Annotated in this window: 9 protein-coding genes, 1 tRNA gene and 1 pseudogene; 7 read left to right on the top strand and 4 right to left on the bottom strand. The window is 58.5% G+C overall.

What is annotated here, in order from left to right:
- Nucleotides 1-6 precede the first annotated feature (6 nt).
- Nucleotides 7-582 carry a flavodoxin family protein gene (locus ACA044_RS20835; RefSeq protein ID WP_076030310.1) on the bottom strand — a complete coding sequence of 192 codons (576 nt, stop codon included), beginning with the start codon at nt 580-582 and terminating at the stop codon, nt 7-9.
- 334 nt (nt 583-916) lie between these two features.
- On the opposite strand from ACA044_RS20835, the gene ACA044_RS20840 reads away from it, so the two are divergent.
- Entirely contained in the window at nt 917-3,712 is a 2,796-nt protein-coding gene (locus tag ACA044_RS20840; RefSeq protein WP_497443067.1) for an ATP-binding protein, read from the top strand.
- Here ACA044_RS20840 and ACA044_RS20845 read toward each other — a convergent pair.
- Both ACA044_RS20845 and ACA044_RS20850 read right to left on the bottom strand, forming a co-directional pair.
- Nucleotides 3,659-5,155 (bottom strand): ATP-binding protein, encoded by a 1,497-nt coding sequence (locus ACA044_RS20845; protein WP_497443068.1) that lies wholly within the window; start codon nt 5,153-5,155, stop codon nt 3,659-3,661. The genes ACA044_RS20840 and ACA044_RS20845 overlap by 54 nt on opposite strands.
- A 183-nt stretch (nt 5,156-5,338) precedes the next feature.
- The gene (locus tag ACA044_RS20850; RefSeq protein ID WP_497443069.1) at nt 5,339-6,289 is read right to left on the bottom strand and encodes a GlxA family transcriptional regulator; all 951 of its coding nucleotides are present in this window, start codon (nt 6,287-6,289) and stop codon (nt 5,339-5,341) included.
- 244 nt (nt 6,290-6,533) lie between these two features.
- On the opposite strand from ACA044_RS20850, the gene ACA044_RS20855 reads away from it, so the two are divergent.
- The 4 genes and pseudogenes from ACA044_RS20855 to ACA044_RS20870 all read left to right on the top strand — a co-directional run.
- Nucleotides 6,534-7,256 carry a pirin family protein gene (locus tag ACA044_RS20855; RefSeq protein WP_076030306.1) on the top strand — a complete coding sequence of 241 codons (723 nt, stop codon included), beginning with the start codon at nt 6,534-6,536 and terminating at the stop codon, nt 7,254-7,256.
- Between the two features lie 191 nt (nt 7,257-7,447).
- Nucleotides 7,448-8,749 carry an OprD family porin gene (locus tag ACA044_RS20860; protein WP_497443070.1) on the top strand — a complete coding sequence of 434 codons (1,302 nt, stop codon included), beginning with the start codon at nt 7,448-7,450 and terminating at the stop codon, nt 8,747-8,749.
- A 49-nt stretch (nt 8,750-8,798) separates the two neighbouring features.
- Nucleotides 8,799-9,050, top strand: a complete 252-nt coding sequence (locus ACA044_RS20865; RefSeq protein WP_497443071.1) for a type II toxin-antitoxin system Phd/YefM family antitoxin — start codon at nt 8,799-8,801, stop codon at nt 9,048-9,050.
- Nucleotides 9,051-10,085: 1,035 nt separating this feature from the next.
- Nucleotides 10,086-10,313 (top strand): annotated as a pseudogene (locus ACA044_RS20870) (integrase domain-containing protein); the annotation flags it as partial.
- 140 nt (nt 10,314-10,453) lie between these two features.
- Here ACA044_RS20870 and ACA044_RS20875 read toward each other — a convergent pair.
- A tRNA-Ser gene (locus ACA044_RS20875) sits at nt 10,454-10,543 on the bottom strand.
- A 308-nt stretch (nt 10,544-10,851) separates the two neighbouring features.
- Here ACA044_RS20875 and ACA044_RS20880 point away from each other — a divergent pair.
- Together ACA044_RS20880 and ACA044_RS20885 are read left to right on the top strand one after the other, a co-directional pair.
- A complete protein-coding gene (locus tag ACA044_RS20880; protein ID WP_497443072.1) occupies nt 10,852-11,541 on the top strand; it encodes a crotonase/enoyl-CoA hydratase family protein in 690 nt (229 codons plus the stop codon).
- 326 nt (nt 11,542-11,867) lie between these two features.
- On the top strand, nt 11,868-12,590 hold the full coding sequence (locus ACA044_RS20885) for a 1-acylglycerol-3-phosphate O-acyltransferase (RefSeq protein ID WP_497443073.1): 723 nt from the start codon (nt 11,868-11,870) through the stop codon (nt 12,588-12,590).
- The last annotated feature ends 85 nt before the right edge of the window (nt 12,591-12,675 follow it).

Genomic DNA, 12,675 nt, shown 5'->3' on the forward strand with positions numbered 1-12,675 from the left:
GGTGAATCAAACCGATGGATGGCTCATTCGTTCGGCCAGGCGCGCTACCCGCTCGCCCAGGTGCGCGGCGGTGTAGCGATCTTCGGGAGGTGGCGCATGGTCCGGAGACTGTTCGACATTCGACTGGGCCATGGCCCCCAGGGAACTGCCCAGGCGATTCAATTGCCCATCGAACACGCCAGCGCTGGAGCGCGCCGGCAGCAGGTCGAGGCCGACCCAGATCATCGAGTGCTGAGCGGCGAACACCGCCATCTGCAGCAAGGTGTTGAGCTTGTCGCCACACAGGCAGCCGGAGTTGGTGAACCCGGCGGCCAATTTGTCGCGCCAGGGCTGGGCCAGGTAGAACGACGCAGTAGCCTCCATGAAGCCTTTGAACGGCGCCGAGGCGCTGCCCATATAGGTCGGGGCGCCGAAGATGATCGCGTCGGCGCGGTGCAAGCAGTCCCAGTGCTCGTCCACTTCCCCGACCGGAATCAGCCGGCAGGTACTGCCCAGGTGCCGTTCCACGCCTTGGGCCACGGCTTCGGCCATGACGCGGGTGTGCCCGTAGCCACTGTGATAGACCACCACCACGTTACTCATTCCGGCATCCTCCCAGAAGTGTTCATCCTTTTTGCTGCACGAAGCACAAAGACCGGTGCCTTCGGTTGATGGACTTGAAGTATTGGATTTTTGGGCGTAGACCGGACGCAGGACGAGTTAAACGTTGTTAATTTTCAACGGTGCGCCAAAAGACCCGACTCACCCCTTTGCCACCGCCGCGCCCAGCAAATACGGAGCTTGCGAACGGTGCCGGAAACGCTGCTGCCGATGCGCACACCGGATAGTCGCTCGGCCACCGCGTTGCGCTGACGAAAAAATCTGCGGAACATGCTCGGATACCGCGTGATAGACGGATGCAAGCAGGAGTGACCCGTTGACCCTTTCCCCCGAACAGGCTGTGCATTTCGGCCCTTACCGGATCTACCCCGGACAACGTCTGGTGCTGGAGGCCGACCAGCCCCTGCGCCTGGGTCGGCGCGCCATGGACATTCTGTTGGTCCTGCTGGAGCACGCCGGGAATGTGGTCAGCAAGCAGCAACTGATCGCTCGGGTGTGGCCCAAAAGCGTGGTGGAAGACATCAACCTGCGAGTGCACATGGCGGCGCTGCGCAAAGCCCTCGGCGACGGTCAGGCCGGCCAGCGCTACATCGTCACTGTGGCCCAGCGTGGTTACAGCTTTGTCGCGCCGTACTCCCTGGAACACGTCGAGCAATGTCCCGCGAGCGGGGGGCACGGGCCGAGCGACCATAACCTGCCCATTCGTCGGACTCGCATGATTGGTCGCCAGGCTTTGGTCGACAGCCTTGTGGCACAGCTGTCACACCAGCGTTTCATCACCCTCGTCGGCCCTGGCGGTATCGGCAAGACCACCGTGGCGCTGCGCGTCGCCGAACAACTGATCGGTCGCTACCGGGACGGCATTCGCCTGCTGGACCTGGCCCCGATCAACGACCCTTTGATGATCACCACCCACCTGGCGACGCTGCTCGACCAGTCCTTGCATGACGCCGAACCGATGAGCTGTCTCGCGACCTTCCTGCGCGAGCGGCAGATGCTGCTGGTCATCGATAACTGCGAACACCTGATCGACGCCATTGCGTTGCTCAGCGAAAGCATCCTTCGCGGCGCGCCCGATGTGCACATTCTGGCCACCAGCCGCGAGAGCCTGCGGGCCGAAGGCGAATTCGTTCAACGCCTGGAGTCTCTGGACTGCCCACCGCCGATCGCCGTGCTGGACCGCACCCAAGCCTTGACCTTTTCGGCTCTGCAATTGTTCGTCGAACGGGCGATGGCCAGCCATGACAGTTTCGAACTGACGGATGACGAGCTGCCTCTGGCGATCGAGATTTGCCGCCGTCTGGACGGCATTCCTTTAGCGATCGAACTGGCCTCGGCGCAAGTGAGCAGCCTTGGCCTGAGTGGATTGCTGACGCAACTGCAAGGCAGTTTTCGTCTGCTCACCCAGGGCTGTCAGACGACGCTGGGCCGGCATCAGACCCTGCGCGCAACACTCGACTGGAGCTTCGAGCTGCTGAGTGCCTGCGAACAGACCTGCCTGCAGCGACTGGGTGTGTTCAGGGGAGGTTTCACGCTGGAATCGGCGGCCGCCGTGATTGTCGGCGAACACATCGAACCCCGCGAGGTGTTTGGCTCTTTCATGCAACTGGTGGCCAAGTCACTGCTGAACGTGGAGGTGGGCGACGAAGAGGTGTTCTACCGTCTGCTCGACACCACCCGCAGCTATGCCCTGGAAAAACTCGACCAGGCAGCTGATCTGCCAGACACCCGGGAACGCCACGCCGAACGCTGCCTGGCCTTGATGCAGCAGGCCCAGAACGACTGGGAGCACATCCAGAGCGGTGTTTGGATCGAGCGTTATGCCCGCAGTCTGGAAGACATTCGCTCGGTCCTCGATTGGGGCTTGAACGCTCAAGGGCCGAAGTCACTGGCGATCCGACTGGCTGCGGCTTCGACGCCACTTTGGCAGGAACTGTCGCTGCTCAAGGAACACGGCGTATACGTGCGCAAGGCCCTGGCACTGCTCGAATCGACGCCCGAGCCCTGCCCTCGTCTGAAAATGGCCCTCAAGCTTGCCCTCGGCAGCTCCTGCTACCACACCCAAGGTGGCACCGCCGAAACCGTCGAAGCCTTTGTGACCGCCAGAACCCTGGCCGAACGCTGCAACGACGTGGCCGGTCAGCTTAGAGCCGTGTCCGGGCACATGGCGGTCAATCTCAGTTGCGGCAACTACCAAGCGGCCCTGGAACAGAGTCTGCAATTCGATCGGCTGGGTTTGCAAGACGATGCCATTGTGTCCCTGAGTACTCACCGTTTGCAGGTGCTGGCCCTGCACTTTGCCGGGGATCAGCAACTGGCACGGGAGAATGCTGAACAGGTCATTCAGCGCATGGCCCAGAGCGGACACCTCAATCGCTTCACCCACGGCTTTGGCGTCCAGTACGACCAGAGCGTCGCCGTCCTGACCATCCTGGCGCGGATCCTCTGGTTGCAGGGCCATCCCGAAAAAGCCTGGCGCACCGCCCGTCAGGCGCTGGACATCGCGATCCAGATCAATCACGGCACGTCCATCTGCTACACCCTGGCACTGTCCGGTTGCCTGATCGCCCACTACAACGGCGACACTCAAACTGCCCGCGAACTCTTGCGCCTGCTGCTCGAACAAGCACAAAAACATTCGGTGCTGCTGTTCTACAACTGGGCCCGGCACTATGCGCAGGTGATCGATGGCTATGATGCACACTCGAACCTGCAACCCGGCGCCGGGCTGATCAAGGAAATCATGGTCACCCTGGATACCGGCTTCGTCGATGACGCCTTGCTGGCACGGGCCGAAAACGGTGCGGCGGGCTGGAGCACGGCGGAAATCCTTCGGGCCAGAGCGGATGCTCTGCTTGCAGAAAACTGCCAGAGCGCAGCCGAGACCGTTCTGCTCAAAGCGCTGGCGGTGGCAAAAGCCCAGGGTGCTCTGGCCTGGGAACTGCGCACTGCCACGTCACTGGCCCGGCTTTGGCAGCGTCAAGGCCACTTCCAACAAGCCCATGACCTGCTGGCGCCGATCTACAACCGGTTTACCGAAGGCTTTGCCACGCCAGACTTAACCAACGTCCGTCAGCTGCTCGATGAGCTGCAACGACAGCGGTCCGCCTGAAACCCAGCGTGCCCGGCTAATGTAGCGGGCGTAACGCATTTCGAAGGCCCGCAAGTCACCACTGTGTTCGAGCTTCTCCAGCGCGTAAGCGCGGGTGGTGTTGAGAAAGCGGTAACGCGCCACGCCACTGCCCTGCTCCACCGACAGCAGTGATTTCACCGCCAGTCGCTCCACCACTTCCACCAGGCTGGTCGGCCGCAGCACGGCACAACTGATCACGCTAATGGCCGCGTCCAGGGTGAAAGCCATTTTGAACACCGCCAAACGCTGCAGCACGGTTTGCTCCAGCAGGCTCAGCCGCTCATAGCTCCAGTCCAGCGCGGCCTTGAGCGTCTGATGCCGTGGCACGGCTGTACGCCGGCCTTGGGTCAGTAGCTGAAAACAGTTGTCCAGTTGTGCTTGCAGCCCCACCAGCGCCAGCGCATCGATCTGCGCCGCTGCCAGTTCGATGGCCAGGGGCAAACCGTCGAGGCGCCGACAGATTTCACGCACGGCCTTGAGGTCCTGTTCGCGCAGAGCAAACCCTTGTTGACGGGCACGGGCACGGCTGACAAACAACTGCACCGCCGAATAGCCCATGGCCTCGGTAACACAATGCAGCGCCGACATCGGCGGCACCGTCAGGGCTGGCAAACGCTGGACTGTTTCCCCCGCCACCTGCAGCGGTTCGCGGCTGGTGGCCAGGATCGATAGCCGTGGCGCCGAAACCAATAGACCCTCCACCATCGATCGGCAACGTTCGAGCAGGTGCTCGCAATTGTCGAGCACCAGCAATGCATGCCGTTGCGCCAGTGCATCCACGCCAACGTCCAGCTCAAGGGTGTGACTCAGATGATCGACGAGCCGCGCCGGGTCATCGATTGCCGCCAGATCAACGATCCAGACGCCATCGCGATAGTGCTGCAACAGCAGCTCGGCCACGCGCAAGGCCACCGTGGTCTTGCCAATGCCGGCGGGGCCGACCAGGGTCATGAAACGGCGAACCGGTAACTGCCGAACCACACTGCCAACGACCGAATCTCGGCCGGTCACTGGCGTGAGCCGCGCAGGCAGGTTGTGCTGGTGCTTCTGAACGGTCTCAATCGAAACCAGCGTCCCTTCCAACTCGCGCTGCACTGGGGCGATGAAGCTATAACCGCGCTGAGGAATATTAACGATGTAGCACTGTCCGTTCTGGCCATCGCCGAGGGCCCGACGCAGGGCGGCAATGTGCACGCGCAGGTTGATTTCCTCGACCACCGAAGTTGGCCAGACGTGGGCGATCAGTTCGTCCTTGCTGACGACGTTGCCAGCGCGCTCGACCAGCACCTGGAGGATATCCAGTGCCCGCCCGCCCATGCGCAGTGGCCGATCACCTTCCAGGATCAGCCGTTGATGCGGGTGGAACGCGTAGGGGCCGAACCGCAGCACCGCATCGCTGTTTAAATCTCTGAGGCTGTTCATACACGTTCACGTGCTGAAAACCTGGCCCGGCTCAAGGCACCACGTCCATTGCGCGAGTTCGCCCAGGCTCCCGCACCTCCATTGCTAAGAGTTCACGGGTATCTTGGCAGGCATGGCTGATGGCACAACTGTCACGGAAGGAGCATTCCGGCCATCGTGGTGCGCGGAACGGACAATCACCCGTCAGCTAAATTGCTCGCGGTACTGGGTCGGGGTCAAGCCAAGCTTTTCACTGAACAGAAAACGCATGTGCCGCACGCTGCCGAAGCCGCTTTTGTAGGCCACGGTCTTGAGCGGCAAGTCGCTGGTTTCCAGCAGATTTCTGGCGCAGTCGATGCGCGCGCTTTGAACAAACCCCATCGGCGTCATGTTCACTTCCCGGGCAAACACCCTGGCGAAATGACGCGCACTCATGTTGGCCAGACTGGCCATGCGCTCGATGCTGAAGGCTTCATCAAGGTGTTCGAGCACATAGCTCTGCACTCGAGTGATGGCGGTTTCGTGGGGCGCCACTGCCGCCATCAGCGGACTGAACTGCGCCTGTCCGCCCTGGCGTTTCATCACCACCAGCAACACCTTGGCCACGTCCTGGGCGATTTTCTTGCCGTGATCCTGTGCGACCACCGCCAGTGCCAGGTCGATGCCGGCGGTGACGCCGCCAGAGGTGATCAGGTTGCGGTCCTGAACGTAAATCTGATCGGTTTCAACCGTCGCCTTGGGGAAGCCCCTGATCAACCGTTCCGTGTAATGCCAGTGAGTCGTCACGCGATAACCATCCAGCAAACCAGCATGCCCCAGCACGAAAGCGCCCGTGCAGATCGAGCCATAAAAGGTCGCCCGGCTAACGGCGCCCTGCAGCCAGTCGAGCAACGGCGGGTGTTTTTCGTTGTAGGCCCCCGGGCCGCCCGGCACCAGCAACAGGTCATAGCCCTCGCATGCCTGATCAATATGCAGATCGGCCTGGACTCTGACGCCATTGGAGGCGCGCAGCGCGCCGTGCTCGGTGCCGATAGTCGACAGCTCATAGCCCTCGCCCGGTTCCAGATAACGATTGGCAATGGAGAACACCTCCATGGGACCGGCCATGTCGAGCAGGAGAAAGTCTGGGAACAGCACCATTGCCACGGTTTTCATGGGTTCAAAATCACTGAGGTCACTAAAAGAGAACGGCTTAATTTCATTGCGCCGAACATCAAACCCTTGTGGTCTGGCGCCCGGCATTATGGCCAAGTGTAACAATAAGGATACATGAACCTGCTCACATAACTGTCAACCTAAACGAGACAGTATTTCAATTTTCATCTACTTATTGCACTCGCCGGTAAACATTAACCTTCTCCTCACTCGGACGAATTCACGTCCTGACAGGAGTTTCATCATGCTGACCCTTCGCAAAGCCTCTGATCGCGGCGCGGCCAATCACGGCTGGTTGAAGTCGTTCCATACCTTTTCCTTTGCCAACTACCGCAATCCGCGGGAGCAGGGTTTTTCCGACCTGCTGGTGATCAACGATGACCGCGTGGCAGCCGGTAAAGGCTTCGGCCAACACCCGCACCGGGACATGGAGATTTTCTCCTATGTGCTCGAAGGTGCCCTGGAACACAAGGACACCCTGGGCACCGGTTCGGTGATCCGCCCCGGCGATGTGCAGTTGATGAGCGCCGGCAGCGGCGTGGCCCACAGTGAATACAATCACTCGGCGACCCGGCCGGTGCACTTCCTGCAAATCTGGATCGTGCCGGACGTCAGCGGCGCCAAACCGCGTTATCAGCAAGAGCACTTCAGCACGCAGAAGAAACGCGGTCGTCTGCAACTGATCATCTCCCCCGATGGGGCCAACGGTTCGTTGCGGGTGCGTCAGGATGCCCGGGTCTATGCCGGCCTGATCGATGGCAAGGAAACCGCTACTTTGGCGCTGGACGCCAACCGCTACGCCTACGTCCACGTGGCTAGCGGTAGCGTCGAACTCAACGGCGTGCAGTTGCAAGAAGGCGACGGCGTGCGGGTCAGGGATGAACAGGCGCTGACCCTGACCAATGGTGTAGATGCCGAAGTGCTGGTGTTCGACCTGCGGCCTCAAGAATTACCGGAAATGCCGTGACCGTGAATAGCCTGGGGGCCTCAACGCCTCCGGGCATCACGAATGGGTGTGAGAAAACGCTTCGACAAGTAGGGCGGCCGCGAAAACCGAGTGCAATCTTGAGATCGTGCGTTAGCAAAAAAAAGGCACAAACATACAGGCGTGTTACCGCCGTATAAGCAACTCTAGGTACCTACGTTCGGAGGTACACCATGAAGAGCCCGATGCTTTGCTTCTGCCTGTTGTGTGTAGGAAAGGTTATGGCAGCAGACTCGACAGAGCCCGAAACGTCAGACTTTCTAAAGGACGCAACGCTCAACGTTCTCAGTCGAAATTTCTTCTTAAACAATGATAACCGCTCCCAGAACGCTGCGAAGAATTACCAGCGGGAATGGGCGCAGGGCTTCATCACGACGTTTGAGTCAGGCTTCACGCCCGGAACATTTGGTTTTGGTGTGGATGTGCATGCTTTTGTCGGGCAAAAACTTGATGGCGGTAAGGGGCACTCAGGAACCGGGCTTTTACCCGTCGACAGTGATGGAGAGTCCGCTCGAAACTTCAGCGACGGCGGCGGCGTGATCAAGGCTCGTCTCTCACAGACCCTTATTAAGTTCGGTGAGATGGAAGTAGAAAGCCCAGTCTTCGACACCTCCGACAAACGCCTGCAACCTGAATACGCAACGGGGTGGCTCTTACAAAGTGACGAGCTTGCCGGCATACACTTGGTCGGTGGCAAATTCACAGCATTCAAAAACCAGGACTCCTCCTCTTCCAAAGGAGATTTTGCTGGGTATGGCGTTAACACCGATGTGGGCTCAATCAGCTTCGTTGGAGCTGACTTCACGTCCAACAAGAACCTAGGCGCCAGGCTCTATGCCTCCCAGCTAACAGACACTTGGAGGCAGTATTACGCCAACGTGTACGCCCGTCGCTGGGATACGTTTGTAGATTTCAACATCTACCGTACGGTTGACTACGGGCGCTCTGTCGCAGGAGCCATCAGCACAACAGCTTATAGCCTTTCTGCCAAACACAACATTGGCAGCCAAGCCTTTACCCTGGCGGCCCAAAAAATTCATGGTGACACACCTTTCGATTTCGTAGGGGGCGACTCCATATACCTGGCCAACTCCATCAAGTTCGCCGATTTCAATGGCGCCCATGAAAGCTCCTACCAAGCCCGCTACGACCTGGATTTTGCATCCATGGGCTTTCCTGGACTCAAGTTCATGTCACGGTATGTGACTGGACGTGATATCGACGGCACTCATGCGCCGCAAGGAGGGGCCTACTTCCCTTTTGATACGAGCGAACAGGACTTTGTCCCTCAGCAAGGCAAAGGCGGAAAGCACTGGGAGCGTGACATTGATCTGAGCTACACCGTCCAGTTCGGGCCGGCGAAAGATCTTTTACTGCATTTCACCCACGTCTCTCATCGGGCGAATGAAGCACAAGGCGGGCCGGACATCGACCGCATTTACTTTGTCGTTGAGTACAACTTCAAACTGCTGTGATCCCTTACCCTTTGAGGAAGTGACGGATCTGAACAGGCATACCATCCGCTTGGAAACGCCTTTGCCGCGGACCGTCCAAGCGGGTGGCGGCGATGTCGTGGCGATCCTCAACCGCAATGAGCCGGCCTTCTATTGCGTCCCAGCTGATCGGTATGAAGCCATGCTCGACTTGATTGATGATCTCAAGCTGGCGAAGGAAGTGAAGGCGCAGCTGGAAGCCAACGAGCCCCGGATTCCCGCCAAGATAGTCAACGGCGATCTGCTCTTTAAGGGCGAGTCGGGGTTTGACGATGCCAAGTAAGTATCAACTGAACTTCAATAGCGCGGCGTAGAAAGCCTGGAAGAAGCTGGATGCCGAAACACGCGGGCTGTCGGTTAAAAAACTTGATCAGTGGCTGGTTAACTCGAGAGCCCCGGCCCGACAAGCTGTACGGACTCAAGAACTGCTACAAGACTAAGCTCTGGTCGCTCGGCTAAGCGACACAAAAGGCCGGTCCACATCTTAACCATGCGCCAGACGTGCATCGTGAGAAACTGCGCCGTACTTGACCATCAGTTTTTGCGTTTTCACTGACCAGTCAATTGCATTCAATATAACCACGCATTTGCAAACGGGATGACCACTTCCGCAGCACAGTATGGCCTGCATACGCCACCTTCGGCAGCTTGCTGCTGCCGTGCTCATGGGGTATCGAAAGAATTCGCATAAAATACGGGCTTGATTAGGATAATCGTAGGGACATAAATTTTAAAAATCAGCATAATTTCATTGTAAAACAGGTGCTTATTTTCTATTCGAGTCCAGGTCGTTCAATCGGCGTGACAAACACCGAAAAGTCACCAGCAACAGCGATGCCGATGATGGTGCCGCAGCCCGGGGAATGGACTGCACCTGACTGACAGTCGGGCATGCCCCGGTCATCACATCACTGCCTTCACCCGACTCAGGATCTCGCGGCGCCGGTCTCGTCAGCCAGTGCAGCCTCCACCCGCCCACCGCTATCGGTGTTCAGGAGGCCACATCATGAGATGCCCAAGCTCCCGGTCGTAAAGAGCCGTCAGTCCCGCGTTAGTGGACAAACCTCACAGGTCGCAGGAGCCTTGATCCCTGATAACACTCAACAGCCGTGGCGGGATGAGTGAGGGCGAAGTCAATAACTGCAGCAGAATAGCGATGCAACTGCACGAAGCGTTCGAGCCACCACAACCGTTGCTGGAATACCGGCAGGCGTCACTGCCCTACCCGGTCGAAGCACCGGCAGCAGGTAGGTGGACAGGATCAGCCCCCACTGGAACGCCCTGCTTCTCTTTCTGCAAGAAAACGAAAGCGATGATGATGGCCTTGGTCGGTCGGAGTGATGGTCGTAACTTTGGCTATGGCCACCAGCTGAGCTACGCCGGCCCACAAGCGCTAAAGGATCTATTTGCCGGCGGCCACTTCGCCACGGTCAAAGCTCATAGCGATCGCTGGCAAGAGTTCGTGCATTGGTGTCGGTCAGAGGACGGTCCCGGTTACAACGATGCGAGTCAGATCGATCGACGGACGCTGCTGGACTACACCGCTTAGAAACTGTCGGGAAAATTAGCCTTTGGTCGCAAAGCACTGAGCCATTCAGGGTATGGGCCAAAGTATGGGCTGGGATTTTTTTTCAGAAACACAGAAACGAAAAAGCCCTGAATAATCAGGGCTCTAACGTATAAGTATGGCGGTGAAGGAGAGATTCGAACTCTCGATACAGTTTCCTGTATACACACTTTCCAGGCGTGCTCCTTAAGCCACTCGGACACTTCACCGTATCTCGTCAAACGTATTCAGTCTGTCGAGGCGCGCTAATGTAGTCGAAAGCTTTTCTGATGGCAAACATTTTTTTCAGAATTTTCATGCGGTTAACTCAGTTAACCCTTTCGTGCCATTCAAGGCCATGGCAAACCCGCCAATCTCCGGCTTCGCCTCCCCTTCTATATAGAGGCCAATGCGCGGCGGACGTGGCTGACTACGCCTGGCGGGCGGGAAAAGGGTGACTGGCGGGTCAGTCACGGCGCTTTACCTGGCCTACGGTGGTGGGTAACGTCTGCCCTACTTTATTAGAAGGATTGGCGTCATGAGTGAGTTGATTTCTTACCATCTCGAAGACGGTATCGCGACCCTGACCTTGAGCAATGGCAAGGTCAATGCCATCTCGCCGGACGTGATTATTGCGTTTAACGCTGCGCTGGATCGGGCGGTGGAGGATCGGGCGGTGGTGATCATTACCAGTCAGCCGGGTATTTTTTCGGGTGGCTATGACTTGAAGGTGATGACGTCTGGCCCTAAAGAGGCCATAGCGCTGGTGGCTGCCGGTTCGACCCTGGCTCGTCGTCTGCTGTCGCACCCGTTCCCGGTGGTCGTGGCCTGTCCTGGGCATGCGGTGGCCAAGGGGGCATTTATTCTGTTGTCGGCGGACTACCGCATTGGTGTGGATGGCCCGTTCAGCATTGGGCTGAACGAAGTGCAGATCGGCATGACCATGCACCACGCCGGTATCGAGTTGGCCCGTGATCGTCTGCGCAAGTCGGCGTTTCATCGCGCGGTGATCAATGCCGAGATGTTCAATCCGCAGAGTGCTGTGGATGCCGGTTTCCTTGATGTGGTGGTGTCGGCCGAAGAGCTGCAAGGCGCGGCGCTGGCGGCGGCTCGTCAGTTGAAGAAGCTCAATATGACCGCCCACAAGAACACCAAGCTGAAAGTGCGCAAGGCGCTGCTGGAGACGCTGGACAACGCGATCATCCTGGACCAGGAGCATATGGGTTAAGCCCGAACGCGCTTCACCGAAAAGCCCGACCATCGTGTCGTAATGCTGGTCAGTTAAGGCGCGGACCCTGTGGGAGCGGGCTTGCTCGCGAAAGCGGTGTGTCAGGCGACATCAATGTTGACTGTGCTACCGTCTTCGCGAGCAAGCCCGCTCCCACATGGATTGCGCTTTTCATTTAAAACCTTACAACCGCTCTAGGCCGCACCTGACCAATAAGTCGGAACATGCGCTCAAACATCGGCTATCTCCTACTTCTTTAGCGGCAATTGCCGAAAACAGTGCACATCCGTACACTGCGCCACCTTTTGTCCCGGTGAGCCCTTTAAATGCTGTTTGTGTTTCGTATGTTATTGATGGGCATGCACTTTATTCTGGCCGGTGTGCTTGGGGTGATCCTCGGTCTGTGCCGGCCGTTTAATCCGGACAACAGCCGTTTATGCGCGCGCCTGTATGCGTGGCCGGCGATGTGTATTTTGCGTTTGCGGGTGAAGGCCGACGTCGGGCCGTTGATGGATAAACCCGACAGCTGCGTGATCATTGCCAACCATCAGTCCAACTACGATCTGTTTGTGTTCGGCAACGTCGTGCCCCGCCGTACCGTGTGTATCGGCAAGAAGAGCCTGAAGTGGGTGCCGCTGTTCGGGCAGTTGTTCTGGTTGGCCGGCAATGTGTTGATTGACCGTGGCAATGCGCACAAGGCACGCCAGTCGATGCTGACCACCACTCACACCTTGCAGCATGAAGACACCTCGATCTGGGTCTTCCCGGAAGGCACTCGCAACCTCGGCGAAGAGCTGTTGCCGTTCAAGAAAGGCGCATTCCAGATGGCGATTGCCGCCGGGGTGCCGATCGTGCCGGTGTGTGTCAGCAGTTATGTTAAACACATGCGATTGAACCGCTGGCGCAGTGGGAAGATTCTGATCCGTTCGCTGCCGGCGATTCCTACGGCTGGATTGAGTCTGGATGACATGCCAATGCTGATCGCCCAGTGCCGCGAGCAGATGCGCGAGTGCATCGACTCGATGGATCGGCAACTGCAAGCCGCCTGAAAGAAACCCCGCCTGCGCCAATATCCATGTGGGAGCGGCGGTGCGGCGATCCGACTTGCTCGCGAAGACGGCGGCACAGTCAATA

This window comes from Pseudomonas sp. LBUM1673 (genome assembly GCF_059695645.1).

Bases quoted from the DNA above. Each gene is read 5' to 3' on its own strand.
- ACA044_RS20835 (WP_076030310.1), bottom strand. From the start codon at position 582: ATGAGTAACGTGGTGGTGGTCTATCACAGTGGCTACGGGCACACCCGC.
- ACA044_RS20845 (WP_497443068.1), bottom strand. From the start codon at position 5,155: ATGAACAGCCTCAGAGATTTAAACAGCGATGCGGTGCTGCGGTTCGGC.
- ACA044_RS20850 (WP_497443069.1), bottom strand. From the start codon at position 6,289: ATGAAAACCGTGGCAATGGTGCTGTTCCCAGACTTTCTCCTGCTCGAC.
- ACA044_RS20855 (WP_076030306.1), top strand. From the start codon at position 6,534: ATGCTGACCCTTCGCAAAGCCTCTGATCGCGGCGCGGCCAATCACGGC.
- ACA044_RS20860 (WP_497443070.1), top strand. From the start codon at position 7,448: ATGAAGAGCCCGATGCTTTGCTTCTGCCTGTTGTGTGTAGGAAAGGTT.
- ACA044_RS20880 (WP_497443072.1), top strand. From the start codon at position 10,852: ATGAGTGAGTTGATTTCTTACCATCTCGAAGACGGTATCGCGACCCTG.
- ACA044_RS20885 (WP_497443073.1), top strand. From the start codon at position 11,868: ATGCTGTTTGTGTTTCGTATGTTATTGATGGGCATGCACTTTATTCTG.